The organism is Pontibacillus yanchengensis Y32, from assembly GCF_000770635.1.
GTDB classification, from domain to species: Bacteria; Bacillota; Bacilli; order Bacillales; family BH030062; genus Pontibacillus; species Pontibacillus yanchengensis.
Map to the genome: position 1 here is coordinate 32551 of NZ_AVBF01000003.1, position 26197 is coordinate 58747.

At 38.3% G+C, this 26197-nt stretch carries 27 protein-coding genes and 1 pseudogene; 3 read left to right on the plus strand and 25 right to left on the minus strand.

Annotated features, from left to right (window positions below; genetic code table 11):
* Positions 1–85: 85 nt before the first annotated feature.
* Complete coding sequence (locus tag N782_RS01800) at positions 86–283, plus strand: aspartyl-phosphate phosphatase Spo0E family protein (protein WP_036815563.1); 198 nt, start codon at positions 86–88, stop codon at positions 281–283.
* 185 nt (positions 284–468) lie between these two features.
* On the opposite strand, the gene N782_RS01805 is transcribed toward N782_RS01800, so the two are convergent.
* From N782_RS01805 to N782_RS01850, 10 genes are all read right to left on the minus strand, one after another.
* Positions 469–1299, minus strand: coding sequence for an STAS domain-containing protein (locus tag N782_RS01805; RefSeq protein WP_052111102.1), 831 nt, complete (start codon positions 1297–1299; stop codon positions 469–471).
* A 222-nt stretch (positions 1300–1521) separates the two neighbouring features.
* A complete protein-coding gene (locus N782_RS01810; protein ID WP_036815564.1) occupies positions 1522–1848 on the minus strand; it encodes a four-helix bundle copper-binding protein in 327 nt (108 codons plus the stop codon).
* A gap of 152 nt (positions 1849–2000) precedes the next feature.
* Positions 2001–2465: a hypothetical protein gene (locus N782_RS01815; protein ID WP_052111103.1), complete on the minus strand. Its 465-nt coding sequence runs from the start codon at positions 2463–2465 to the stop codon at positions 2001–2003.
* 168 nt (positions 2466–2633) lie between these two features.
* Positions 2634–2837, minus strand: coding sequence for a copper chaperone CopZ (gene copZ, locus N782_RS01820; RefSeq protein WP_036815565.1), 204 nt, complete (start codon positions 2835–2837; stop codon positions 2634–2636).
* Between the two features lie 115 nt (positions 2838–2952).
* On the minus strand, positions 2953–4974 hold the full coding sequence (locus tag N782_RS01825) for a heavy metal translocating P-type ATPase (protein WP_036815566.1): 2022 nt from the start codon (positions 4972–4974) through the stop codon (positions 2953–2955).
* Between the two features lie 349 nt (positions 4975–5323).
* Entirely contained in the window at positions 5324–5536 is a 213-nt protein-coding gene (locus N782_RS01830) for a hypothetical protein (protein WP_052111104.1), read from the minus strand.
* Between the two features lie 86 nt (positions 5537–5622).
* Entirely contained in the window at positions 5623–6300 is a 678-nt protein-coding gene (locus N782_RS01835; RefSeq protein ID WP_036815567.1) for a response regulator transcription factor, read from the minus strand.
* Positions 6293–7633, minus strand: a complete 1341-nt coding sequence (locus N782_RS01840; protein WP_237582482.1) for a sensor histidine kinase — start codon at positions 7631–7633, stop codon at positions 6293–6295. The genes N782_RS01835 and N782_RS01840 overlap by 8 nt, the downstream gene beginning before the upstream one ends.
* A gap of 75 nt (positions 7634–7708) precedes the next feature.
* The gene (locus N782_RS01845) at positions 7709–8440 is read right to left on the minus strand and encodes an urease accessory protein UreH domain-containing protein (RefSeq protein WP_036815569.1); all 732 of its coding nucleotides are present in this window, start codon (positions 8438–8440) and stop codon (positions 7709–7711) included.
* A gap of 175 nt (positions 8441–8615) precedes the next feature.
* Positions 8616–9500, minus strand: a complete 885-nt coding sequence (locus tag N782_RS01850) for a F510_1955 family glycosylhydrolase (protein WP_161783060.1) — start codon at positions 9498–9500, stop codon at positions 8616–8618.
* 181 nt (positions 9501–9681) lie between these two features.
* On the opposite strand from N782_RS01850, the gene N782_RS01855 reads away from it, so the two are divergent.
* Positions 9682–10215 (plus strand): hypothetical protein, encoded by a 534-nt coding sequence (locus N782_RS01855; RefSeq protein WP_036815571.1) that lies wholly within the window; start codon positions 9682–9684, stop codon positions 10213–10215.
* 93 nt (positions 10216–10308) lie between these two features.
* Here N782_RS01855 and N782_RS01860 read toward each other — a convergent pair whose 3' ends face one another.
* From N782_RS01860 to N782_RS01870, 3 genes are all read right to left on the minus strand, one after another.
* On the minus strand, positions 10309–10866 hold the full coding sequence (locus N782_RS01860; protein WP_036815572.1) for a TetR/AcrR family transcriptional regulator: 558 nt from the start codon (positions 10864–10866) through the stop codon (positions 10309–10311).
* Between the two features lie 3 nt (positions 10867–10869).
* Complete coding sequence (locus N782_RS01865; protein ID WP_036815573.1) at positions 10870–11583, minus strand: MBL fold metallo-hydrolase; 714 nt, start codon at positions 11581–11583, stop codon at positions 10870–10872.
* A gap of 221 nt (positions 11584–11804) precedes the next feature.
* Positions 11805–13031 (minus strand): MFS transporter, encoded by a 1227-nt coding sequence (locus N782_RS01870; RefSeq protein WP_036815574.1) that lies wholly within the window; start codon positions 13029–13031, stop codon positions 11805–11807.
* A 284-nt stretch (positions 13032–13315) separates the two neighbouring features.
* Between N782_RS01870 and N782_RS01875 the strand changes: the two genes are divergently transcribed.
* The gene (locus N782_RS01875) at positions 13316–14053 is read left to right on the plus strand and encodes an IucA/IucC family C-terminal-domain containing protein (protein WP_052111106.1); all 738 of its coding nucleotides are present in this window, start codon (positions 13316–13318) and stop codon (positions 14051–14053) included.
* A 153-nt stretch (positions 14054–14206) separates the two neighbouring features.
* On the opposite strand, the gene N782_RS01880 is transcribed toward N782_RS01875, so the two are convergent.
* From N782_RS01880 to N782_RS01935, 12 genes and pseudogenes are all read right to left on the minus strand, one after another.
* Positions 14207–15598, minus strand: coding sequence for a Na+/H+ antiporter NhaC family protein (locus tag N782_RS01880; protein WP_036815575.1), 1392 nt, complete (start codon positions 15596–15598; stop codon positions 14207–14209).
* Between the two features lie 117 nt (positions 15599–15715).
* A pseudogene (locus N782_RS01885) lies at positions 15716–16063 on the minus strand (GH32 C-terminal domain-containing protein); the annotation flags it as partial.
* A 244-nt stretch (positions 16064–16307) separates the two neighbouring features.
* On the minus strand, positions 16308–17810 hold the full coding sequence (gene xylB / locus N782_RS01890; protein ID WP_036815577.1) for a xylulokinase: 1503 nt from the start codon (positions 17808–17810) through the stop codon (positions 16308–16310).
* Between the two features lie 17 nt (positions 17811–17827).
* The gene (locus tag N782_RS01895; protein ID WP_036815578.1) at positions 17828–18664 is read right to left on the minus strand and encodes a carbohydrate ABC transporter permease; all 837 of its coding nucleotides are present in this window, start codon (positions 18662–18664) and stop codon (positions 17828–17830) included.
* Positions 18664–19617 carry a carbohydrate ABC transporter permease gene (locus N782_RS01900; protein WP_052111107.1) on the minus strand — a complete coding sequence of 318 codons (954 nt, stop codon included), beginning with the start codon at positions 19615–19617 and terminating at the stop codon, positions 18664–18666. Before N782_RS01900 ends, N782_RS01895 begins: the two co-directional genes overlap by 1 nt.
* A 77-nt stretch (positions 19618–19694) precedes the next feature.
* Positions 19695–20945, minus strand: a complete 1251-nt coding sequence (locus tag N782_RS01905; RefSeq protein ID WP_036815579.1) for an ABC transporter substrate-binding protein — start codon at positions 20943–20945, stop codon at positions 19695–19697.
* A 51-nt stretch (positions 20946–20996) separates the two neighbouring features.
* Positions 20997–22100, minus strand: a complete 1104-nt coding sequence (locus N782_RS01910) for an ADP-ribosylglycohydrolase family protein (protein WP_036815580.1) — start codon at positions 22098–22100, stop codon at positions 20997–20999.
* Positions 22101–22134: 34 nt separating this feature from the next.
* Positions 22135–22953, minus strand: a complete 819-nt coding sequence (locus tag N782_RS01915; RefSeq protein ID WP_036815581.1) for a sugar phosphate isomerase/epimerase family protein — start codon at positions 22951–22953, stop codon at positions 22135–22137.
* Positions 22947–23933 (minus strand): sugar phosphate isomerase/epimerase family protein, encoded by a 987-nt coding sequence (locus N782_RS01920; protein WP_036815582.1) that lies wholly within the window; start codon positions 23931–23933, stop codon positions 22947–22949. Before N782_RS01920 ends, N782_RS01915 begins: the two co-directional genes overlap by 7 nt.
* A gap of 71 nt (positions 23934–24004) precedes the next feature.
* Entirely contained in the window at positions 24005–24649 is a 645-nt protein-coding gene (locus N782_RS01925; protein WP_036815583.1) for a GntR family transcriptional regulator, read from the minus strand.
* A gap of 506 nt (positions 24650–25155) precedes the next feature.
* Positions 25156–25584, minus strand: a complete 429-nt coding sequence (locus N782_RS01930) for a universal stress protein (RefSeq protein ID WP_036815584.1) — start codon at positions 25582–25584, stop codon at positions 25156–25158.
* Between the two features lie 177 nt (positions 25585–25761).
* Entirely contained in the window at positions 25762–26181 is a 420-nt protein-coding gene (locus tag N782_RS01935) for a universal stress protein (protein ID WP_052111108.1), read from the minus strand.
* Positions 26182–26197 lie beyond the last annotated feature (16 nt).

Below are 26197 nucleotides of genomic sequence, written 5' to 3' on the forward strand. Positions count from 1 at the left end.
CATCCTAATATGGTATAATTTATCTAGAATTTGACTTACAAACAGGTCAGACATCTTACCTTTACATCCTGGGGAGATAGTAACTATGAATATGACTATTCAAATGAATGAAGAGCTTTCCAAAGAGGAATTAGACGAGAGTATCTCGACATTAAGATCTTTAATGATTGAGGTTGGTCTAACGTATGGCCTTAATCATAAAAGGACACTTGAAATTAGTCAGAAATTAGACGTATATATAGCAGAGACTCAAAAGCGTAGTGCACTAGATTACCCTGCTTAATCTAGTTGCTGAAATTTTTGTATCTATGTGTAAACAATAACTCTTAGAGACAGCAGTTATTTTACAACTAATAGGATTAGCATATGAACCTGCTGTTCTACCTATCAATGCCACATTAATTTCCTTAATATTTGTTCAAAAATCCCTAGAATCAACAAGTTCTAGGGATTTTTTATATCTCTCTATTAGTTATTATAAATTGGGTTATTTATATAATCAGAAATTGCCTGCTTTAGTGTGGCCTTCGTCTTAACTTCCATCGTGATACCTAATTGAACCATTGTATGGGCAATTTCTGGTCTAATGCCTGTCAAGATAGGTTTCACTCCAAGCAGTATTAATGAATTAGTGATTTTAATAATCTCTTGGGCTACCTGAGTATCTACAACCGTCACACCGGATAGATCAATAAATAACGTACCAATTTTCCACTGCGTAGACTTATTCAGTACTGTATCTAAAATTACTTGTGCACGGTATGTATCTATATCCCCAACTAGAGGCATTACAGCCATATCATCTAGGAGAGGCACAATTGGGGCAGATAATTCTAGGAATGAATCTGTCGCCTCTTTAAGTGTTTGTTTGTGATGCTCTACATATCCTGTACTAAAAATATAGACAGCATGATCAATTAATGGATCAATTTGTTGTGCCATTTTAATGATAGATTGCCGGGAAAGATCCTCTTCTTCAGCAATGTTCGAAATCGCATCCCAAATATATTTTCTATATTGGCTTACACTTTTTATCGCTTCATCCATTTGAATCTCTAACTGAATGGCTTTCGAACTCAACTCTTTTGCCTTTTCACTGATGTCTGTTACCGAATCATGTTGTGAATCTACTAAAGAACCAGCAATAATACCTATAACCTCAGCCCTTATATTGATAAGATTTTCTAAAAACTCATCTGAGTTATATTTTAATGTTTGTTTCTGCTCATCTGTCATCTTTTGGGCAATATCATATTTCTTTTCTATAAGCATGTTGCCTATCTGTTTCATTTCAGTCATATTTATTCCCCTCTATTCAATAGTAATAATAGAGTAATTATATCAAAAAAATGACAGATTGTGAGATTTAATTTTGGGACGGAGGGACAGGTACCTCGTCCCACTATACATAGAAATGCCAGACCCCCGCTGCTTTGCAACTTTATCACATTACAGCGATGGGGGGTCTGGCACTTTTTTTATAAAAGTGGGACGAGGGACCTGTCCCTTCGTCCCAGAAACTTATGCTAACTTCTTACATTCTTCTGCACATTTGAAGCATGCATCTGCACAGTCTTGACAATGTTGGTGATTATGCTTTTTACATTCTTCTCCACAACGTTCACAGATGGTTGCGCAAACTTGAGCTAGTTCAGAGACAAATGGTGTCCCTCTTGTTAATGCTTGTTCTAGGTATGCACAAATGTCTGCACACTCGCGGTCGAGGCGAATGCACTCGCTCATCATGTTGATATCATCTTCCTGCAGACAAGCATCATAACAATGATTACATGCTTCCATGCATTCGTGTAATGCTTTTAGTGCTGCTTGATATTGTTCGTGTGCCATTTTCAAATCACTCCTTAATGTAGTTTACAGTATAGTTGTGCCCATCAAATATCCAGATATTGTGCAGATTTCCGATTTATTTATTTTTTTCTAAAAATATTTTGTATTTGTTTTCATGTACCAGCTATATATTTCTTTTCAAACAGAATACTCTATAAAATTGGTCCAAGCATTCGATAAACGTAAAAGAAGAAACCTAGAGCAATAGTCATTATAATTGGATTATGAAATAGCTTTTTCCGAGTATGGCCTATCTCATAATCCATTAGATAAAGCAACACACATAAACTCACACTGTAAAAGAGAAGTAGTAAACGAATGGTAAGGTCACCATGTTCAGGCATGATCATAGCCCCGAGCATTGCCCCCATCATACCACCCATCGCACCAGATACCATTCCATCCATTACGGCCACCATATGAATGGGAATCCCAGCAACAACTCCTACAATGATTCCAATCCCCATACCGATGAATGTAGACAGGAACATATCATTATGTAAATGCAAAGCAACTATCGTTCCTGCTGTTATTCCAATAAGCATACCAATAGTCATGGAAATCACCATACCTGTCATAATAGAAATTTCCTCTTTATAACGTAAAGTGGTAATCACTACAATTCCCCATAACAACACTATAGTGAAAATAGTGACTAGCATCCCGACAGATATAACATCTCCTCCAACACCTTATTTATTAATGCTTATGAGATGGGGATGGTTTACTTGTCCTATATAATGCAAAAAAGCCAAGACTTTTAAGTAAGTCTTGGCTTTTCTACGTTACACAACATCATATCCTTGCTCTTCAATTGCCTCTTTCATCTCTTTTTCACTCACATTGGCTTCGTCATAGCTAACATCCACTGTATTCTGCTCCAAGTGTACATTCGCTGATTTGACACCATTTAGCTCTTCTAATGCACCTTTAACAGCTTTCTCACAGTGTCCGCATGTCATGCCTTTTACTTCTAGAGTTTTTTCCATTATTCAACACTCCTTTTCTTTTAGCATTATACTACTTTACTTAACTTCAATAAACCAACTTCAAGCGTACCACCTAAGAAATGGGACGAGGGACCTGTCCCCTCATCCCATCCCTCTATGCTTTTAACAGTTTGGCGTTTATGGCTACTACAACTGTGCTTAGGCTCATTAAACCTGCTCCAACTGCAGGACTTAATATGATTCCAATTGGTGCTAGGACGCCAGCTGCTAATGGTATAGCCGCTATGTTATATCCTGCTGCCCACCAAAGATTCTGGATCATTTTTTGATAGGTTTTCTTGGATAGTTCCATAATCGAAACGACATCTTTCGGATTGCTTTTCACAAGTACAATATCAGCTGATTCCATGGCTACATCTGTACCTGTTCCAATAGCAACTCCTAAATCAGCGGTAGCTAGGGCAGGAGCATCGTTTACGCCATCTCCGGTCATGGCAACTTTCCAGCCTTTTTCTTTAATACGTTTCACTTGATCTGCTTTTTGATCCGGAAGCACTTCCGCATATACTTCATCAATACCTAATTGCTTGGCAACCCAATCAGCTACTTTTTGATTATCACCTGTTAACATAATAGAATGGACACCTTTTTCTTTTAGCGATTCGATAGCTTCCTTGGCATCTTCTCGAACGATATCAGCTAGTGCAATCATGCCCATTAATTCTTGTTCTACCAAAACAAACACGACCGTTTTACCTTCCTCCGAAAGTTCATTAAAAGAAGACTGATCATAGGTATAATCGTGTTCGTCCACGTAACCAGGACTTACGACGTTGACCTCTTTCCCGTCAACTGTGCCTCTGAGTCCTTTTCCAGTCATGGATTCAAATTCTTCTATATTCTTTAGGGTGATGGAATCTTGTTTCGCTTTATCTACAATTCCTTCAGCCAGTGGATGTTCTGAGTTTTGTTCCAAAGAAGCTGCCCATGTTAGAACGTCCTCTTTTGTATAGTCGTTAAGTGAAATGATTTCCGTCACACCAAACTCCCCTTTGGTTAAGGTGCCGGTTTTATCAAACACGACGGCATTTAAGCTTCTAGCCCCTTCAAAATTGGCACGATTTCTAATTAGCAATCCTTTTTTAGCAGAAATGGATGTTGATACTGCCACGACAAGAGGTGCTGCTAAACCTAGTGCGTGTGGACATGTAATAACCATAACCGTAACCATCCGTTCCATGGCTACATCAACAGGATTACCTAAGGCAAGCCAGACAATGAAAGTAATAATACCACTTGCTAAAGCGAGGTAAAATAGCCATTTTGCTGCACGATTGGAAATATCCTGCGTTTTGGATTTTGATTCCTGTGCTTCTTTGACTAATCCGATTACTTGGGATAAATACGTGTCGTCCCCTGTTTTCTGAACGGTTATCGTGATGGAGCCTTCCTGGTTGACTGAGCCACCTATCGCTTCCTCTCCTTCACTCTTTTCAACCGGAACCGATTCACCTGTTAACATAGACTCATCAATAGTCGTCTTACCATCAATGATGTCTCCATCTACAGGAATCTTTTCTCCAGGCTTGACCAAAACGTTATCTCCTGTTTGTAGATCGCCTACAGGTACATCCTCGACATTTCCATCTTCATCTACTTTATGTGCTTCATTGGGCATCAACTTCACTAGTTCTTCCAATGCATTTGAAGCCCCCATCACAGATTTCATTTCAATCCAGTGACCAAGAAGCATAATATCAACTAGTGTGGCTAACTCCCAGAAAAAGTTCCGACCTTCCAGGCCAAACACAACGAGTGAGCTGTACAAATAAGCTACAGCTATCGCGAGTCCAATCAGTGTCATCATACCTGGATTCTTTTGCTTCAACTCATCCCAAGCTCCAGTTAAGAAAGGCAATCCGCCATAGAAGAATACAAAAGTAGCTAGAGCGAATAACACATATTGGTCAAAAGGGAATCCCAAATCTATTCCTAAAAAATCTTGAATCATTGGAGATAATAATAGGATAGGAATCGTTACAATAAGGGAGATATAAAACCGTTTCTTAAAGTCTTCTACCATTGCTCCATGATCGTGGCCTTCATGACCATCATGTCCTTCATGTTGGTCATGTTCTTCGTGGTTTTCTGAATGATTGTGGTGTTCATGAGCCATATTTTCTTCATGCTCCTTTCTTTCATTTTAATGCTTGATTTAACCACTTTTGTTTTTCATTTGTAGTATAGTCATGCCCAATTAATATCCAAAATTTGTGCAGAGAATCATTGTTTGTGTTCTCTTCTAACTTTAAGGGGGGAGATTCCCCTTATATTGCAGAATCGTGCAATGATAATTATTCTCCGAGATTGACCCCCTTTTAACTAAGCTTCATAAGATATAGCTCTTTCCCCGTACGCTTTAAGGAAAATATCTTATTGATTAATGTTGAACAGAAAGTATTTTCTTTTAAAAGCTTAACTTAAACAAAAAAAGAACCCTAAGGTCCTTTTTTTGTACTTTGATTTCATTGATTCTGATGACAATCTCTATACATCTCGTTAATTTCTTCCTCGCTCATGTTTGGATGCATATCTTTCATCCAAGGGATCATTTCAGCCACATCAAACCCTAGCATAGAATGACCCCTAGTATTTTCATCTCCATGAGCCATCACGACATTACTAAGTCCTAACACTATTAATAAAACAAGTAAGGCAGAGAAAAATTTCTTCTTCATCCTAATTCCCTCCTTTTGTTCTCATTAGTAGTGTATCCAGTATTTATCAAGAAACTGTGCAGACTCTGTGGCAAAATAGTGAGAGTTTATTCATCGTCTTTTACCCATTTGTATCCAACACCCCAGACTGTTTTAAAGTAGTCATCAATAGGAAAACCAGTCTTTCTTATTTTTTCCCGAATGTTTCGTACATGAGAATCGATGGTTCGACCTTCTGTATCAGAATGAAATCCCCAAACGATATCGATGAGTTGCTCCCTACTGAATACACGCTCTGGATGCTTCATTAAATGACCAATCATTGCAAATTCTTTTGGAGTCACTTGAATTGGTTCGTCTTGATAACTTAGTTTATGTTTTTGTCCATCCCAGATTAAACCGTGGAAATGAATCAAATCTTCTTTTGAGGTCCTTCTTAACAATGCTTGTACGCGAGCCAACAATTCATCTTCATCGAATGGTTTGGTAACGTAATCATCGGCACCAATCTTCAATCCTTTTACAATATCTGTCTTCTGATCTCTTGCTGTTACCATTATAATGGGAACATCTGAAATGTTTTTTATTTCTTTACAGACATTCCAGCCATCAAATTGCGGCATCATAATATCCAAAAGGACCAAATCATAAGAATGTTCTTCTATTTTACGTATGGCCTCTTGACCTGTTTTTACTTTAGTGCATCGATACCCATGTGGCGAGAGGTGGAGTTCGAGTAAATCTAACATGCGCTGCTCATCATCTACTAACAATATGTTAATCATACGAAACTATATCCTCCTCGTTTATTAGAATTGTCATCTTCGTTCCATTTCCTACAGCACTTTCTACTTTTACTTCCCCGCCATGCTTCTCTATGATTTCTTTTACAATGGACAAACCTAATCCAGATCCCCCGAATTCTCTTGATCTGGATTTATCTATGCGATACAACCGTTCAAATATAAAAGGAATCTCTTCTTCCGGAATTCCTTCTCCTTCATCTCGAACTGTAATTGCTATGCTAGTCATGTTTCTTTTTACATCAATATTGATCGTAGATTGGTTTGGAGAATGTTTGATGGCATTATCCATTAGGTTAAGAATTACTTGTTGAAAACGATCAGGGTCCACAAAAATGATAATATTAGCTGGACACGTAATATTTAGACGTAAATGGTTATCATTTAAGATTGGATGCATTTTGTCTCTTACCTTTTTTAACATCTCACATAAATTTACATTTTCTTTTTGAATAACGAATTGATTTTGGTCCATTTTAGCTAAATCAAATAAGTTCTTAACTAGGTGTGTTACATGATCAGTTTCTTCACGAATAATACCTAGATAATCTTGTCGTTCCGAGTCACTTATCATGTCTCGACTGGCGATATTAGCATATCCCTTAATGTAGGTGAGTGGAGTGCGTAGTTCATGAGAGATGCTAGCTAGAAATTCTTTACGATCTTGCTTTAGCCTCTCTAGCTCATCAGATAGGATAACTATTGAATTTGCTAATTGTCCGAGCTCATCCTTTCGCTTTGATTTCAATGAAACTTTCGAGTCACCATTAATGATCTCTTCTGTTGCTCGTTTCATGCGAACGAGTGGCCTAGTAATAAAATGACTTAATATAAAGATAGCAAGTACTGTTAATAGTATGGCTATCAAACCAGCTAACAGGAACTGATTGGATAGTTGATTAATCACGCTCTTAATGACTGTGGTTTGGGAAAACATATACACGTATCCCCTATTTCCTCCATTAATTTGAATAGGGCTAACGGATGCTACAAAAGAACTTGACTTCCATTCTCCATTCAAAATCATCCCTTGATGCGATATGTTTGAGAGAGGTTTTGCAATCAACTGGTTAATCTCAGCATTCATAGGCTCTGACTGAGCAATGACATTTTGTTTGTCATCTGTAATCATAACGATTGTATCAGCTTCTGATTCCATCAATGCGACATGATTTAAAGTTGAATCATTAAAGCTTTTCTCCAATACATCTCGATGACTATTACCACGTGCTAACAAATTATCTAACACTTCTTCTACACGACTGTTCGCTAAGTTGGTGTATAAGAAAAAGAAGAGAATTCCCTCGACAATCATTATGCATATTAAAATAAGAACCCCTAATTTAAAGGATAGTTTATTCATATTTCGAGACCCTCGTTATGTTTGAATTTAGAGCCAGTATGTAAGAGTGTCCAAAATCCCAATTACAATAAGTATAAATCCAGTAATGATTTGGACAACCTTCCCTATCATACGACTTCTTTTAAGTAATATACCACTCATGTCAAAGTACCATATCAGGAATAGAATAAATAAAACAGGTAAAGACGTCCCTACCGCAAATATACTGGGCAATACTATTCCGTATGAAGTAGAAAGAACAAGGGGCATCAATGTTACAAAAAATAAAATGAACATAGTAGGACAAAAAGCTAACGAAAAGCTTACCCCCATAAAAAAGCTACCAATACCCGGTTTGTCTTGAAAGGATTCGAAAATGCTTCCGAGTTTCAGCGTTTTCCTAATCTTTATAACACCAATTAAATATAAGCCAGCGAATACAAGAGTGGGGCCGATAAGCTTTCGTATAATAGGAAGAAATAGGGTCAACTGTCCTCTTATCTCCTGTCCAAATACCCACACAAGTGCTCCTAAAGCAGAAAATACTACTATTTTCCCTGCAATAAATAGACCAATGTGGCGCCATGAAGTCTTTGTTTGTAATGACTGATTTCCATAGAGTGACAAAGCTCCAATATTACCAGTAATTTGACAAGGAGCTACTGCACCTACTAATCCCAGAAATAGAGCAGCTAGTAGCGGAATATGGTTATACCCGTTAGCAAGCTGTAACAAAGGATCACTAAGCCATGAAGCCACTCTGCTAAACGTTCCATACACGTAAATACCTCCTCCCTGCTAGTACTAGAGACGTATTATGAACGATTTCTTAATTAAAAAAATACGTATAGCTTTCACTAGTTAACACCCAATCATTGTGGAGAATGATTGGGTGTATGTTGATTGCTCTATTAATTGAATTCCATACCTCAGTTGCTATGGAGTAGAATTCCCACTACTCTTGTACTTCTCCTGCTTCTACAATCGTTTTCCACTTATCTCCGCCATTGGTTGTTTGGAATGCGTGATTGTTAAAGGATAGAAACACCATTTCTTCAGCGTTCTCAGGATGTTGCGCGAAATAGGCTACTGCATCCTGCTTTAATTCTGGTAATGGTAGTTGCGTTTTCTTTTGATCCTGATAATGATAGTTTACGAGTCTAGCTTCACTATCGAAATATCCATAGTACAGAAACTCATCGGTAAAATGAACCATCGTACCGTTCGTTTCTTCTGTTATTCTAGTAAAAGTGGAACCTCCATCTTCAGAAAGATAGATCCCCTTTTTGGAAGCAGCAGCTATACGTTCATTATCTTCAGGGTGTACAGCAATGGATATGACCTCTCCTTGAAGTCCTGAAGCCTCTACCTTTTCCCAACTCTCTCCATTATCTGTACTTTTATGTACACCCATAGAAAGCTCGTTCGTCTCATGACCATTTACTACATACATTGTGTGATTGTTATAACCCACACCCATGACGTGAAAATCAAAATCTCCTTCAAATGCTACTTTCTCTAGCGTTCTCCCCTTATCTGAACTCTTTTGTACACCTAGAGGGTTTGGGAGGTTAGAATCTTTGCCAGGATGTCCACTTGTATAGAACCCTTCATCTACTGCGGTGAATCCCATATAGTCATTATTTTGCTGAGAAGTAGAATACCATGCCCCATCCTGATAAAATTTCAAACCATCATGTGATGCAAAGGCAAGATCAGCATCACTTCCCATATACCCTAAACCATGAACATGTTCTAACTTCCCATCAAATTCCTGCAGGTAATCATCACTTTCAGCTTGCTCTTGGCTGCACGCTGATAATAGTAATGTCCCAGTCACTATTGCTAGTATTATTCCTTTATAAAACACATCTATCTTCCTCTCTATCAATTCCTGAATTTATTTTATATGATAATTATCGAGAAATTGTGCAGTGGGATGAGGGGACAGGTCCCTCGTCCCACAATGGAAGGAATACTGTTATTATAGGTAGAAATAATCAAGGGAAGGAGAGGAAATGATGTCATTTATTTTACTAATGGGGTTGATTGGAATCGTATTTTTGCTCTATTTCAAGAAGCCCATCTTATCCATTGTTTCTGAAAATCATGGAATTGTATCTAAACTGCAAGATTCTAAATGGTTTCAAGATTATCGTTTAGCTGGAGTGTTTTTGTTTGGGATAAATGCTGTTTTATTTATTTCTACCATTCTCATGCTGTACGGTTTAACACTACTAACCATACCTTATGTGCATTTAATTATTATGCTTTTTGCAGTTGTAGTAAGTATCTATTTTTGGTTAGTTGTTCATAAATCATGGAAAGGATCTAGAATGGAACGTGTGAAGATGAGTCTTATCGGAATTAGCTTCTACATAGGTTCCACTCTTTTGTTTATTTATTGGTTGGTAACGTTAACGCCTAGTTACCCAGGGGAAGATACATTTATTATTGCAATTGGATTAATTCTTGCAATTATAGTTACATCAGTTGCATGTATAGTGTGCTTCATTATTACAGGTATAACAAAAGATAGGCTATCCAGAGGATAACCCATCTTTTTTATTGAAATCATTTACATTTTATAATCAAAAGCCAATTTCTGGTACGAGGGACCTGTCCCTTCGTCCCATTACCGCATCTCATCATAATCCCTTAATAAACGTTTCCACCATAAATTCCTGTGACCCTTCTAAATCAACATCTAAATTAAAGCCTCCCCTATAATGTAAATCTACCAATCCATGGAGGAGACTCCTTAATCCTCTTACAGCATGAATCATACCCACTTCTGTTAATGGATATGGTGATAAAGCCTCTTTGATTAGCGTGACAATCCCTTCCCCTGCTTTCATAACATTTTGAGAAGATGGATCAGGAGCTGATAACAAAGCTTCATATATCCCTGGATGTTGTTTAGCAAATTGCACGTAGGCTTTCCCAATGGCTCGAATGGTTTCTTCACCATTTTCCAAGCTAATAGTAGATGATCTTAAGTGCTGTTCCATTTGTTTTATCGCTTGGATAGCCATCGCTTCTCTAATATCTCCTAAATTTTTGACATGATTATATAACGATGGAGACTTTATATTTAATTCTCTTGCCAAAGAAGCAATGGTCACCGACTCAATCCCTTCCTTGTTAGCGATTTCTAGAGCCTTATCGATAATGAGCGTTTGGTTTAGCCCAGCTCTTGGTGACATTGTTTATTCCCCCTGCAAAGATTGTTTAGCTCTTATAATAGCATCTCTAATCTCACTTTCTGGATTATGAATCCAATTTCCGTGGCCCACTGCTAACAAAGAAGGGGTATAATCCAGTAACCGCTCAGCTGTTTCAATAGCCACTTTTTTGTTCCAAGTAGCTAAAGCTGGAAAAGGAAAACTCCACTTCATATCCCCCGCTACAGCTACTCCTCCTTTTGTTTGAAGCGCATCGCCGGCTATCAAACTATTGCTTCGTTCATCCAAAAAAGCCATCATCCCTGGTGTATGGCCAGGAGCAGAAATCGCTCGCAATGAACCTATTCGGTCTTCATCCTTTAATAAGGTGTCAGGTTTTGTCTGAATGTTCTTAGGGGCTCCCCCTTTTATAGGCGATTCTCCTTCCCCTTCTTCTAACGTTAAATCTCCATTTAAAATCTTTAGTTCTCTTTCAGGTAACAGCACTTCAGCTTTTGGTAGTGCTTTCTTTAAACCATCTAGCGCACCAACATGATCTGTGTGAGCATGAGTTAATACAATCCTCTGGATAGGTTTCCCTATATCTTCTGCTGCTTTTAAAATGGACTTTTTACTAAAAGGCATCCCTGCATCAATTAATGTAAGGGAGTTCTCTTCCTCAATAAAATAACAATTAATCGGAAAAAACGTTGGCATAAACGAAAGCATATACACTTGGTTCGATTGAGTAACCTTCATAGGTATTCCCCCTAATAAACTTAAAAACTAATGGTATTAGTTTCATTATAACTAATACCATTAGTTTTGCAAGTGTTATTTTAGGTGCTGAGACGCGGGGACAGGTCCCTCTGCTCAAAAAAAGTGCCAGACCCCCAGCGCTTTACAGTATCACCACATTACTGAAGCGGGGGTCTGGCACCAAAAATGGGACGAGGGACCTGTCCCCTCGTCCCACCATTTCATCTCACTAAAGTCTCCTGCATTCTCGTTAACGACAGCACTCCTGATAATAGTGGGAGGATAGCGACAAGGCCAATGGCCCAGTGAACGGTTAATAGATCAGCAAATAACCCTGCAAGTAAAGCTCCAAATGCATAGCCGCTATCTCGCCAGAAACGGTAGATTCCAAGAGATGTTGCCCGCCATTTAGGCTCTGCTACATCACTAATGGAAGCGATAATGGTTGGGTAAACCATCGCAGTTCCTATACCAAGAAGTAGCGCTCCAACGAGCCATAATAAGTATCCATTGACCAGCAAGATGAACCAAAGGGATAAGGCCTGAACGAACATGCCTCCCACTATAAGAACTTTTCGACCTATTCTATCACTCCAAACTCCTGTGAACAATTGGAAAAACCCCCATGCGGCTGGGTAAACGGCAATGATAGTACCAATTTGCCCTACTGTTAATCCACCAGATGCAAAAAAGATAGGAAAGAGCCCCCAAGCCATGCCATCCTTCAGATTTGTAGTTAATCCTGCGAAGCTACTACTCGATAAATTTTTATCTTTCCAAGATGTTCGTTTAAATACTTCTGATGTAGAAATCGTATTGGAAGGTTGTTGCTGAGATTGAACCTTCAAATATTGGCCTGTATCCTTAGCTAATAACGATAAAATAAATCCAACAACAACTAGTCCAATACCAATATAAAAAGGTTCTGGAGTTAACGAATAAACAGAAGCTATATAACCTGATATAACTGCCATTAAAGCCACACCGATATAACCTGCAAATTCATTGAATCCAACAGCCAATCCACGTTGATTCGATTTCGCTAAATCTACCTTCATGTTCACTGTCATCGACCATGTTAATGCCTGATTCACCCCTAACAGCACATTTGCAAAGACAATAATCCACCAAGCTTGAGCAAAAATAACAAGCAACGGAACAGCTAACCCAATGGCCCAACCAGCTAATAATACCTTTTTACGTCCCAACCTATCTGCAAGGGTTCCTGCAAATAGATTCATAATCGCTTTTGAGAAACCAAAACTAACAATAAATGAGAGCGCCGCAGTCATGGAGGCAAGGCCAAACCGCTCTTCTCCTATGATTGGGAGTATAGTCCGCTCCAACCCAACCATTGATCCTACAAATAAATTAATAACAACTAATAAAATAAATTGCGTACTATTTTCTTTTACTCCGATTCTAATATCATTTGATGATGTATTCATATTTCTTCCCTTTCTAGCAAAATCATCTCCATTATACCCTACGGCGTAATTATACTATGTCATAGCCATAGGGTTTAATAATTTGCATATGACAACTTTCATGTAGAAATCTTATCTTCCAACATTTTCACGCTTTATAGATGATTGATTTATTGAACTAAGAAGAAGATTTTTCTTACATATATGTCGCTACATCCCTGAACATATCAATTGTCATTCTGCGTCCTTCCTCTTATAATTGAAAACGATTATCAAATAAAACATTCCACTCAGGAGGATTCTCCATGGATCAAGAAAGCAAAAGACAATTATACAACTACTTAGCCCAGAATGCGTTCATTTATATAGATTCCGACTTTAATGACAAAATTGATTTCCGATTGCAAGACATTATCGAAAAGGAAGACCAAGCTAGACAGTTCATTGACATTCAAAAGCAACAGCAGGATTTAACCAACCCCACGATCATAGGTACCCTATTTGGCAAAAAGCACTCTGTATTAGGAATGGGATTATATGTGCTGATGGTACAGCATGGAATTATGATTGATCTTAGACCCGAAAAAGTAGGGATTAAATTAGAAGAAGGAAAATCAAATGCATACTACATTGAAGAAGAAGCTATCCATCATATTAGCGACCTAACAGAAGAAGAATTTCACAAACTGATTCGAGTGTTTATACTAGAACACCTTCAACCACTTTTTGCTGCTGTGGCGAAAGCATCTAAGAGCAAGGCTTCTCATCTACATTCATTGGTATCACACAACCTGCACCAGAGAAGCCTAGTCCTTGGTCAAGAAGAAGGGGCAAACCATTCGATTATCCAACACTACTTGGATTTATTAACATCCGATCAATTATTCGATAACGATGAAACAAACCCGCTGCAATTTACCTTTCAGTTGCATACCCCTCAAGAAGGTGATCCGATGTATATCCGAAAACATTGCTGCCTCTCTTACCTCGCCAAAGGAGGAGACAAGTCACATTGCTGCGGCACATGCCCCCACCTATTTTGAGCCGCAGGGACAGGTCCCTCGTCTCACACATAATAAATAAAGTGCCAGACCCCCACCGCTTTACAGTATTACCACATTACCAAAGCGGGGGTCTGGCACTTTTTTTGGTACCTGTTTTGGGACGAGGGACCTGTCCCTTCATCCCACTCTCACCTAAAGCACTAACATCACAATGCCATACAAAATTACGGACAGCACAAATGGAACTGCGCTGTGTTTAAGCTTATAGCCTGAATAGGTGACGGTATTAAAGCCCATAATTTTTGACATAGTTGCAGTGGTGGCACTAAGAGGCGAGACTAGCCCTCCTACTGTGCCGCTTGCGAATACGATACCGATTAAGAGGGCTAGTGGAAGATCTGATGTTGTTGCAAGTGAAACACCAATAGGCATCAATAACCCCCATGAACCCCACGCTGAACCTACAAAGTAAGCTAAAACCGATCCTAATAAAAAGGTGACAGGTGGGATGAAAGCTTCTGGAATCACTCCTAATGTTTCCGTTACAAAAGGTGATAATCCTAAATCCTTGGTAGCAGACGCCAATCCCCACACTAAAGCAAACAAGAGAAACGCAGGTATGAGTTTATTCCCGCCCTCAAAGAAATATTGCAATAGTTCTTTTAAAGAATACCGACCCATACTGTGCTGAAGGAACGTAATTACAAGTGTAATCAAAATAGCATGAAACATCGCCTTTGTTACATTCGCTTTCATAAAAGCCTGAATCATGCTTGGTGTCTGCTGATACCCATCCCACCATGATAAAACAACTGACAAACTTATCGCCAAAAACAAGGGGATGACTAAATTCCACACATTGGCTCTTACATCTTTATCTTCTGCTCCTTCTTCATCTACCCTTTTTTCATCAGCCTGCTCCTCATTCTGATTATAAATTTTCGGATGCTTTACCACACTATACACAAGGGCAAGCACAATCGTCGTAATCGAAAAGAAGTTGAAGGGGATACTTTTTAAGAAGTACAGATACGGGTCACCACTGACCTCCTCATTTTCTAAAGCTAATTCAATCGTGGTTGTCATATATCCAATAAAAGCCGTCGCGATAGGAATTAAAGCAATAACAGGTAATGCCGTTGCTTCAATCACAAAACTAAGCCGTTCTTTCCTCACATCAAGCTTATTTTGAATAGCATTCATAATAGGCGCTACCGTTACAATACGCAGATTTGGCGAGATAAACGTTCCTCCCAAAGTAAGCCAGCTCAAGAAAATCGCCTGCTTTTTTGTTTGAATACGGTTGGATACTAATTCAATAAAACCTTTGATGCCACCTGTCATTTTTGTCATTTGAATAATGCCAGCGAAAATGTATAAGAAACCAATAACTTGAATCTTTGTATCTTTCGTGAGATTCGTAATGATATAGGAGGACATAGCGTCCATCCCACCAAGAAAAGAACCTTCTACAATCAAGGAAGCGATTAGTAATCCAATAAACAACCCTGGTAATACTTGTTTCGTCCACAAGGCAAACACAATAATGACTACAAATGGTATCACTGACTCCCAGTGTTCCATGCCACTCCTCCCGCTTCCGAATATTATTGTATTAGTATTGGTTATTGTAGCGGGTTTCATTACACGCAAAAAAAGACTGTAACCATTAATTGTAATGGTTACAGCCCTCTACATTAATTATATGACATGACTGTTTGCATCCCTTACCACACCATAATCAATTGAAGCCAATCTAAATAATTTCCCACTAACTCCTTCTGTTACTGTGAGCGTACTTAGATTTGTAATAAAGAATCTGCTTGTGAAAACAGTCTCTCCATTATCGCAAAAAATTTCTATACTGGAATGATCCACAAAAATTCGAATCGTATGGATTTCTGTTACTTTCCGTTTAGCAAACCTTTTCGTCCCAAACCTCTCCGCATATACATAGGTCATATTGGAACGATCCAAACAATACTCAACCTCATTCGAGGAAAAAGTTATAGCATCTCCTGCATCGTTGGATAAAGATAGTTCGAATTCGGATTCTACAGAAAGTTCTAGCTCAAATTATTAAACAGCTAAGATAAGAGAACTATTAACTAACTGTTTAGGAGAACAATATTTTAAGAACAAGAAAGTTTAATTAACCCATGCAACAACTAGCTATATGTACATTTAAAATTATGAACTTCCTGCTTTTTGGATTACATGAGCTGTTCCTCTTCAAAGTTATCTATAGCCTATGTAACCAAATTATCTAAACGTTAATCAATTACAACTTTTATTAACAATCATCCCTAATTGTTTTTATTTCTTCATTTACTGCTTTTGTATCGCTATAAATTCGTTTGAAAGTTCTGTAAAACCGCTCATATTGGTCTACTTTAATTCGTTGCGGGTAGAAGGTTTCTCCATACACAACAAATGTATTCACAGATTCTTCTAAGGAATTAAACCAACCTAGTCCATAACTAGCTAAAATGGCAGCACCTAGGCTTGGACCATGTTCATTCTCCAATTTTTGTACAGTGGCATCAAATATATTAGCTTGTATTTGTAACCAAGTATTATTCTTTGCTCCACCACCTATGGAATAGATATGATTAATTTCAAGATTCGATTCTCGTAAAATGTCTAGTGCTTCACGAAGAGAAAAAGTAATTCCTTCTACCACTGCACGGGTGAAATGGTTGAACGTATGGGAAGCATCCATTCCAATGAAACTTCCCCTGATTGTAGAATCAGCGTGAGGGGTCCTCTCTCCAACAATATAAGGTGTAAATAACAAACCATCAGAGCCAATTGGAACTTGATTAATCTTCGCTAGTAAACTTTCATAGGTTACATCAGCAGCAAACGTGTCTTTAAACCAGCTTAAGCTATAGCCAGCTGCAAGCGTTACACCCATTACATAAAAAGCATCTTGTTTTCCATGGTTAAAATAATGAACAGCTTCATTGTGTTGGCATTTGTCATGTTCCTCATAGCTCAACATCACTCCTGAGGTACCAATGCTACATAAAGTTTTTCCTGAAGAGAGCACCCCTGCTCCTATAGCTCCACATGCATTATCAGCCCCCCCTGCAAAAACTAGTGTACTAGAAGACAAACCACATTTTTTAGCTGCTTCCTCTGTAATATTTCCTACACAATGATGTGATTCTACTAATTCCGGACAAAGATCGACAGAAATCCCTAATACCTCACATATAATTTGACTCCATTGTTTATTGACAACATCTAATAATAATGTACCAGCTGCATCTGAATATTCCATTTGTAATTTGCCAGTCATTCGATAACGCAGATAATCCTTAGGTAATAAAAATGTGGTTGCTCTATTATAGTGATCAGGTTCATGCCTTTTCACCCAAAGTAGTTTTGGCAACGTAAAACCTTCTAAGGCAGGATTCTTTGTGATTTCATAGAGTTCTTCCCCAAGTTTTTCTTCAATGTCTTTGCATTCTTGAGATGTTCTTGTATCATTCCATAAAATCGCATTTCGAATCACATTACCTTGGTCATCTAGCAACACTAAACCATGCATTTGACCCGAGTAAGAAATCCCTTGAATATGTGCTACATCAATATCCGCTTTCTCAATAACTTCTTCTATTGCTAAATAAGTTTGTTGCACCCAATCTTCAGGATCTTGTTCGTTATAACCTAGATGAGGCTGTAATAGTGGATACTCTCTAGTAGCTTCTCCAACTACTTCTCCGTCTTGACGTACAGCTAACACTTTAACTCCACTCGTACCTAAGTCAATACCTAGTACATAGCACATATGAACCCTCCTTCCTATTATCCTTTTGTAGCCCCAGTGGTAAGACCATCAACAATATACTTTTGCAAGAAGATGAAGGCTATCACAATTGGTAAAGATGAAACAAAAGAGGCAGCCATTAAGTTATTCCAAACCGACTGATACTCCCCCATATAATTGAAAATACCAACAGTTACTGGTCTCATAGAGTTGTCATTCGATAACGTTAATGCGAAAAGAAGTTCATTCCAAGCCATCAAAAATGTAAAAGTTCCTACTGTAATTAAACCAGTCCGGGTTAAAGGGAGAATTACTTTAAAGAATGTAGTGAATTTATTGCATCCATCGATAAGCGCCGCTTCTTCTAATCCTTTAGGAAGTCTTAAGAAGAAAGGACGTAACAGGATGATTGCAAACGGTAATAACACAGTCGTATTCGCTATGATTAACCCAAGAAATGTATCGGTAAGTCCTATTTTTTGATAAATAATATATAGAGGTGTGGCCATAATAATGGTTGGAAACATCTGACTAGTAATGAGAACTCCAACAATGATGACCAATCCCGTAATTTTCTTACGTGCTAAAGCATATGCAGCTGGTGCAGAAAGCAATAAGGTTAGTAACATACTACCAGAGCCAATGATAAAGCTATTTTTCATATACAATAGCATTGATTTTTCACCTTGAAAAATCTCAATATATGGTTTGAAAGTAGGATCATTCGGAAAGAAGATCGGTGGACTGGAGAAAATTTCATTTAATGGCTTAATCGACGTGATAAACATCCAATAAACTGGGAACATCATGATACACGTTGCTAGAATACCAAGCACCATATATAGGATTGTACGTCTATTATTTGTATTTACCATTAGTTCGCTTCCTCCTTTTGCATTAGTTTCAGATACACGATTGCAAGAATAATTACAAGGATGAGCATAATTCCGCTAACTGCTCCGCCTTCTCCAAAGTTAAATTGCAAGAATGATAGTTTATAAGCATAGTACGGAATAACAGTTGTGGCATCTAATGGTCCGCCACCAGTCATTACATAGATAAGGTCAAACACTTTGAAGGAGTTTATCAGCCCAAGCATCAATAATACTAATACGGTTGGCTTCATCAATGGTAAAGTTATTTTCAAAAAAGACTTCCAACCATTTGCTCCATCAATTTTGGCTGCCTCATATAAATCACGAGGTAAAGTAGAAAGACCACCTAATAAAATAATCATGTAGAATGGAATTCCATGCCATATATTTGCGGCAGTAACAGCGATTAGCGCAAACTGCTCACTTGAAACCCATAATATATTTTCTTCAATCAAACCTACTTGCGTTAAGACAAAGTTTAATACTCCTGAATCTCCGGCCATGATCCACTTATAGAGAACTCCAACTACAACGGATGGAAGCATCCACACAACTAGGATTAACCCTCTCATGAAGTTTACACCAGGGAACTTTTGTCTAAATAATAATGCAAGAGCGAACCCTATAATAAACTCAATAACAATACAGGCAAAAGTAAAGATAAACGAATTAAGTAAGGCTTTATACAATAAAGGGTCTGAGAATATAGCCTGATAGTTTGCTAGACCTGCCCACACTCCACCTGTCATGAAGTTAGATACATCCATCTTTTTGAAACTCAACATAATATTATATAAAATAGGGTAAAGTATAAAAATTAAGAAAAATAGTATGGTTGGAAATAAGAAAAGATGGTCAGTAATCCAATTCATTTTCTTCTTACTATTTTTCTTGTACTTAACCTTCTGCTTTGTATTCATATTTAACCTTGTCGCTTCCGTTTTCGTGTCCATTCGAACGCCCTCCTTTATAGCAATGGTGCTGTGTTTAATACCACAACACCATCACTTGAAGATTCTATTGAGGATCTTTATTCTGTCATTAGTAGAGGCTTAATTTCCTTTTCTGCTTCTTTGGCAATTTTCTCAGCATCTTTTCCTAAAACCGTCGCTTGTACTAATTCTTGCACCACCGCTGAAATCTCAGGATAGTTCGGTCCATAAGCTCTCGATTTAGCGTATTCTAACCCTTTCGTGAACACCTTCATATTGGGATCGTTAACAATCTCTGGAGCTTCTGCAATTGCCTTTATACTTGGAAGGTTACCATCTTCTAGAATAAAGCTTTTGTATGTTTCTTCATCATAAAAGAACTTCATAAACTCAAACGCTTCTTCTTTATGTTTACTGGTGGAACCAATTCCGATTGCTTCTCCACCAATGATAGTAGCTCGTTGTTTGCCTTTTGGTAATTCAGCAACCGCCCATTCAAACTCAGCTTCTTTGTTTAATGTAGGTACATTCCAACTCCCATTAATCTGCATAGCTGCCTGTTCCGATAAGAATTGTAAGTTAGCATCATTCTGTTGCCAGTTAAGCATTTCTTTGGAGACAGATCCATCCTCTAATAGAGTCTGGCGGAACTCAATTGCGTTGACACCTTCTTCACTAGATAACGTGTCTAAGTCAGCACCTGCCTGCCAGATCCAAGGTAAGAAGTTGAACGTCCCCTGTTCATCTTTTGATCCTGCCATAGCTAATCCATACACATTATCGTTTGTTAATTTATTTGCATAATCTCGGATATCTTCCCATGTTTCAGGAGGTGAATCTAGTCCAGCTTTTTCGAACATTTCTTTGTTATAGTAAAGGGCTAAGTCGTTGTTGTATAGTGGCAAACCATAATAATCCCCTTTAAATATTTGTGGCTCTAATGACCCTTCGAAGAACTTTTGATCCAACCCAGATTCATTAATCATGTCAGAGATATTCGCAGCTATACCAGCGTCTGCAAAAGCCTGAAAACGAGAGTGAGAATTGACAAAAAGGTCAGGTAGTTCATTTGCTGCTGCAGCATTGATCATCTTCGAGTCAAAATTACTTCTGGTGATTTCTGTCCGTTTAATCTGTATGTCTTCATGCTCTTCATTAAATTTTTCAATGACATTAATGTAAGCATCTCTTCCTTGCATAAAGTCCCAAATCTCAAGGGTTACTTGATCGCTACCTTCTGCCTTATTTGTTTCTGAAGAACTAGCTGAATCCCCACCACTACAAGCCGTTATAACACCCATGATTAAAAATACACTGAATACAAATAAAAAATTTTTTATTCGAAACATAAAATGCCCTCCCTTTATTTTTTCACCAGTCGAAAACATTTTCTTTACATCCTATACGGTTACCATGGCAAGCTGTTCAGCTAGTTTCCGAACTTCTAATTCCTTTTTATTTACTTCTATAACTTGTTCAACCCATTCTGTTGGAAGAGCCGATTCACCATGTAATGCTCCTACCCAAGCCCCTACTAGATTAGCATTGGTATCGGTATCTCTTCCTAAATTACAACAGGCAGGGATAGCGCTTACATTTCCTTCCTCAAAAACAAAAGCAGCAACTGCAAAAGGGATTTGCTCTGCAAAGAAAAAAGTAGTGTAGCTCTCATCTGAATAGTTTAAAGGCTCTACTTTTGGTGGCAATGGTGCATCCCTTTCAATTGGAGGATCTTGGTCTGTAATCTCCCAAATGTGTGCTGTATTTGGCATCAAAGCATGTTGATACAAATTATCTGCTAGATCCCAAATGTCAGTAGCTTCTTCCGCTATGGAAATTGCACGCTTTATTAATGTTGCTGCTAAAGGACCGCATTGATGTAACATAGCATCAATCATTGATTGGTAAGTAGCATCTTCTTTCAAACCTTCTGCAATACCCGCAACTACAGCTGCTACAAAATCTTGTTCAAGTGGAGCTTTCCAAATGCTTGATAAATATCTACCTTCCTTTGCAGCTCCTTCAGGGTCACCTGCATGGATAATACCAATTGGGAACCACCAACCAATTCCACCTCCTTGTTTATAGGAACGACCACATTCCTCAGCACTTACTTCCCCATTCTTAATCTTGTGGAGAGCCCCTACCATTATTTGAGGCCATTGAGTGTCTAACTCCCCATTTTCTAATAGCCAGGTAACTAATTTTTCAGGTGTCCTCTCCCCCTTTGTTTCGATAATGAACTTAGTTATGTCTTTTCTACAAAATGTATCATCTGTTATGCTACCTGGTTCTGGGTGCAGTGCATAACCTGGAAAGAAAGTCCCTTGAGGATCTGTCAATCTTTCTGGTAACAGATAAGGTTCTTCATAGCGAAGCAGCCCTTTAACCTCCCCGATGTATTTCTGAATTCGTTTGTAGTGACTGCTCTCCATTGGGCCTCCCATTGCATCTCCTATTGCGGCTCCCAAATAACTTCCTATCATTTTATCTTTTGTACTCATGTAACCCCTCCATATGGTAATCTCAATATAAACATCATACGTTAGCTACTATGAACTTTTTCCCATTCGCTAGACTTCTGCGAATCCATTCCTCTTCTTGTTTTAATGTATCTATTTCGTTTTCTAATTTAGGCATCCATTGTTCAAGCACAACATTTATATTCGTGCCATAGTGTTGGATGATACCCATTACTTCTTGGATATCTTGCATTCCTTCGCCAAGTGGACAACCCCTAACATTAACTCCAATACCTTCTGGATGCATGTGCATATCATAATCTTTTAAGTGAAGTGATTTCGCAAAAGGGGCAAGCATTTTAACTGTTTCTAAAGGCCACTCCTGTTGTGCTATTGAATTACCTGTATCAACACAAGTACCAACAAGTGGATGATCTATTTCTTGCATAAGAGCAACTAGATCTTCCGATTTCATAGTAAAGTGATTTTCTATCCCTATGGATACTCCTGCTCTCTCGTACTCTGGAAGAACTAAAAGGATTGCATCTCGAATCTCATGATAGGTGAGGTTTAGGTTTGGTGCATGAGGAGCAACGCGAACAAGTTTAGCATCTATTGATTTAGCTATCTCTAAGTGTCTATATAATATCTCTTTTGTTGCCCCTGCAGTTCCTGCTTCTAGTACTATATTATTTTTGCTAGCTACTTCTTTCACTCTTAATAGATCTGCTTGTGTATAATCATCTAATGGTAAATTTTCTGCAAACTGCACTAAATCTGCCCCAAACTCTGCCGCTTTCTTTACTAAGCCAACAGCATCTAATGGATGTTCTGGCTGAAACGAGTTGGTTCCAACAGAATACCGAAACATAAAGCTACCTAAACCAATTAACATTTAGCATCCTCCCTCGTCTTACTAGCTAATTGTTCGAATAGGAAATTAAACGTTTGAGCTGGATTCCCTTTATTCACGTATTCTTGAATGACTTCAGGGCCAATGTTGTACATTAACTCTTGCGCTTGCTTCATAATGTTATTGGTGACTGCAAATGATTCTGCAGGGTCTCCGTGTCGAGTAAATACATCATACGTTAACCAACCTGACCAATTCATTCGATCCAGATAATAAAGCGTTTCCACAAGGTCCCATAGGTTTACAGAGCCCGGTAGCATATCCCAATCCCAAGCACGATTATTATCATTGAAATGAACATAAAATAAACGATCCGTTTGAGCGGCTAAGCACGCCATTTCAGCTGGATTTTCTTGAGCAGCTAATGCATGCCCTACATCCATCGTTACACCCACATTGGGTAGGCCAACTCGATCGCATACATGAAGTGTTCTCCCCATATCTGCTAAAATAATGTTATTTCGTGCCTCATAGGGCTTATATTCTAGACTCACCTTAATGTCACTACGGTGTGAGGCTCCCTCTTTTAATCCTTCAATCAACCAATTCCATTGATCTCGATAATCCACCTGAAAATTATAATCATGCCCATCGATGAGAGGGCAACACGTCACCATTTCTGTGCCTAAATCAGCTGCCAAATCCATGGCTTTCTTTAAATATGTAATCGCTTCTTTCCTGATAGTTGGATCTGGATTAGTGAAGGATCCATATTTAAATTTAGATTCGGACTTAACGTTTAAATTCACAGCTGAAACAGCTAATCCTGTATCCTTAATCGCTTCAACAGTGCGCTCATAATCTTCAAAATCCTGAGGGTACACGATTTCAATCCCATCTACCCCTGGTATATCTTTAGCAATTTTCAAGTTCTCATAAATGCTTCTTGCAGGTTGATACTCATGAAAGCGATCAGCATATTTCCCCAACAACCCAACAATTAGTGAATTCTTTAATTCCATTTTAAAATCCCCTCTCTAATTTTGTTTTCGTATACATTGTATACAAAGATTTGTAAAAAATTTTCGACCTCCTATTTATCGGCTTTCTCAGCTAATAGTGGGGTCGTTCTGCGAATATGTTCTAGCATTAGCTTCTCTGCTCTTTCAGAATCTTTCATTTCTATTGCGTCTAATATGTCCATATGTTCCTGATACGTTTCTTCTGGGCTTCGTAGAATTCCTAAGTCTAACGCAATGGAAAGAACTTGCGTATTTTCAATGTTTCGCTTGAGCACAGGGTTTTTTGCTTCTTCTAATAAAGTAGTGTGAAAAATGCGATCCGCTTTATGATAGGGGTCGTAATTTCCTTCTTCAAATTTCGGGTAAGCGTTTGCAAACAATGTTCTTAAATATAGAACAGTAGCTTCATCCATCCGTTCAGCAGATAGTCTACAAGCCAACCCTTCTAGAACTGCCCTCACCTCCCATATTGAAGTAAGAAATTCTGTTGAAAATTGATTAACGAAAACACCTTGAGCTGTTATCTCTAAATAGTAATCTCTCTCCAGTTCACTGAATGCTCTTCGAAGAGGGGTTCTACTCACCCCTAAACGATGCGCCATTTGATCTTGAATAATCTTGTCCCCTGGCTTAAGTTCACCATTCGTAATCATCATACGAATATCTTCGTACACCTTCTTTTCTAGAAAGCTTCCATTTGTGGCTTGATTACTCATTTACTTCACCTATTTCGTTTTCTTTGTATTCTTCGTATACAATGTATGCAACTTAAGTAAAGCTTACCAACAATCCCCCACGAGGTCAATATAATTTTCAGAATTTTTATTATTTTTTTAATTTGTTTTTGAAGCATGTTCAATCTTATATGAATGGTTAACTACTAACTCATTATGCGGGATGTAACTTAGCGAACATTTGTACATGCTAAGTATCAACATAAGCTAATGGATCCATGGAAACATTCAAATCCTCAGAACAAAAGCGCAAGCGCCCTGCTAGCGACGTATATGCTGGACTGAGCCGTAGGAGATAAAGGCAACACGAAGAACGAAGTGATTCGATGTTAACTTATCATACGGAGGCGAGGGAAGCATACTAGTCGCTGGGCGCTGGAGCTGGACGTGGCCGCACCACTTTTTCAGTTATACACAAGCATTGAATTTTATAATTTCGCTAGACAACAAAAAAATCGAGCACCAATGTGCTCGATTTTTTCACTTATCTATTTAACAATCATCACCTGACAATCCGCCTGTTGCACAACTCTGTGACTAACACTTCCTAGGAACCAACCTTTAATGTTTCCTAATCCTCGACTACCTATCACTATCATTTCAATATCATGTGCTTTTGCATATTCGGAAATAACGTTACCAGGATCACCTGTCAGGGCTTCAGTGTTTACTGTAATAGTCTCATATTTTTCTTCAAGTTCTTGTTTCATTAATTGCAAATCTTCTTTAGCTTTCTCCACAAGGCTATTTTCAATACTATGATATAAACCAGGGTTTGAATAAGGGCCATCGGGACTCACTACTTTGAGGATATGCAATTCCATCTGGTCTCCATCATGATGTTGATGCATGGCTTCTTCTAATGCTTTCTTACTTAAATCAGAACCATCATACGCCACCAAGAGTTTTGTCATCATCACTCACCCTCTTTTGGTTTATTGTATATTCATTCACCTTTCACTATTAGTTTAACATATTTAGCACGTATTCGCAGGGTAGTTGTCCGATTATTTCGACATTTTTGTGACTTTTAAAATTCGATTAATTAATTGTAAGAAAAAGGGATGGAGTACTAGTTTACTCCATCCCTTCGTTTATTTAACAATCATTACCTGACAATCCGCTTGCTGGACAACCCTGTGGCTCACACTTCCAAGGAAGAATCCCCTAATATTGCCTAGCCCTCTACTCCCGATAATGATCATTTCAATATCGTTTTCTTTGGCATACTTGGCTATGCTATTGCCAGGGTTGCCTGTCAGGACTTCAATGTTAATCGTAACATTATAGATATCCTGAATTTCTTCTACGGTACTATCTAACTCAGCTTTTGCTTTCTCCATTAGGCTATTCTCAATACTTTGATATAAACCGGGGTTGGTATAAGGTCCATTTGGGCTAACAACTGTCACGATATGCACTTCTATCGGAGCACCATCATGATTTTGGTACATGGCTTGTTCCAAAGCTTTCCTGCTTAACTCCGAACCATCATAAGCAACCAAACACTTCATAACCATTCACCCTCTT

Excerpts from the sequence above, each read along its gene's own strand:
- N782_RS01800 (WP_036815563.1), top strand. The coding sequence starts at position 86 with ATGAATATGACTATTCAAATGAATGAAGAGCTTTCCAAAGAGGAATTA.
- N782_RS01805 (WP_052111102.1), bottom strand. The coding sequence starts at position 1,299 with ATGACTGAAATGAAACAGATAGGCAACATGCTTATAGAAAAGAAATAT.
- N782_RS01810 (WP_036815564.1), bottom strand. The coding sequence starts at position 1,848 with ATGGCACACGAACAATATCAAGCAGCACTAAAAGCATTACACGAATGC.
- copZ (WP_036815565.1), bottom strand. The coding sequence starts at position 2,837 with ATGGAAAAAACTCTAGAAGTAAAAGGCATGACATGCGGACACTGTGAG.
- N782_RS01825 (WP_036815566.1), bottom strand. The coding sequence starts at position 4,974 with ATGGCTCATGAACACCACAATCATTCAGAAAACCACGAAGAACATGAC.
- N782_RS01830 (WP_052111104.1), bottom strand. The coding sequence starts at position 5,536 with ATGAAGAAGAAATTTTTCTCTGCCTTACTTGTTTTATTAATAGTGTTA.
- N782_RS01835 (WP_036815567.1), bottom strand. The coding sequence starts at position 6,300 with ATGATTAACATATTGTTAGTAGATGATGAGCAGCGCATGTTAGATTTA.
- N782_RS01840 (WP_237582482.1), bottom strand. The coding sequence starts at position 7,633 with ATGATTGTCGAGGGAATTCTCTTCTTTTTCTTATACACCAACTTAGCG.
- N782_RS01855 (WP_036815571.1), top strand. The coding sequence starts at position 9,682 with ATGTCATTTATTTTACTAATGGGGTTGATTGGAATCGTATTTTTGCTC.
- N782_RS01860 (WP_036815572.1), bottom strand. The coding sequence starts at position 10,866 with ATGTCACCAAGAGCTGGGCTAAACCAAACGCTCATTATCGATAAGGCT.
- N782_RS01865 (WP_036815573.1), bottom strand. The coding sequence starts at position 11,583 with ATGAAGGTTACTCAATCGAACCAAGTGTATATGCTTTCGTTTATGCCA.
- N782_RS01870 (WP_036815574.1), bottom strand. The coding sequence starts at position 13,031 with ATGAATACATCATCAAATGATATTAGAATCGGAGTAAAAGAAAATAGT.
- N782_RS01875 (WP_052111106.1), top strand. The coding sequence starts at position 13,316 with ATGGATCAAGAAAGCAAAAGACAATTATACAACTACTTAGCCCAGAAT.
- N782_RS01880 (WP_036815575.1), bottom strand. The coding sequence starts at position 15,598 with ATGGAACACTGGGAGTCAGTGATACCATTTGTAGTCATTATTGTGTTT.
- xylB (WP_036815577.1), bottom strand. The coding sequence starts at position 17,810 with ATGTGCTATGTACTAGGTATTGACTTAGGTACGAGTGGAGTTAAAGTG.
- N782_RS01895 (WP_036815578.1), bottom strand. The coding sequence starts at position 18,664 with ATGGTAAATACAAATAATAGACGTACAATCCTATATATGGTGCTTGGT.
- N782_RS01900 (WP_052111107.1), bottom strand. The coding sequence starts at position 19,617 with ATGGACACGAAAACGGAAGCGACAAGGTTAAATATGAATACAAAGCAG.
- N782_RS01905 (WP_036815579.1), bottom strand. The coding sequence starts at position 20,945 with ATGTTTCGAATAAAAAATTTTTTATTTGTATTCAGTGTATTTTTAATC.
- N782_RS01910 (WP_036815580.1), bottom strand. The coding sequence starts at position 22,100 with ATGAGTACAAAAGATAAAATGATAGGAAGTTATTTGGGAGCCGCAATA.
- N782_RS01915 (WP_036815581.1), bottom strand. The coding sequence starts at position 22,953 with ATGTTAATTGGTTTAGGTAGCTTTATGTTTCGGTATTCTGTTGGAACC.
- N782_RS01920 (WP_036815582.1), bottom strand. The coding sequence starts at position 23,933 with ATGGAATTAAAGAATTCACTAATTGTTGGGTTGTTGGGGAAATATGCT.
- N782_RS01925 (WP_036815583.1), bottom strand. The coding sequence starts at position 24,649 with ATGAGTAATCAAGCCACAAATGGAAGCTTTCTAGAAAAGAAGGTGTAC.
- N782_RS01930 (WP_036815584.1), bottom strand. The coding sequence starts at position 25,584 with ATGATGACAAAACTCTTGGTGGCGTATGATGGTTCTGATTTAAGTAAG.
- N782_RS01935 (WP_052111108.1), bottom strand. The coding sequence starts at position 26,181 with ATGAAGTGTTTGGTTGCTTATGATGGTTCGGAGTTAAGCAGGAAAGCT.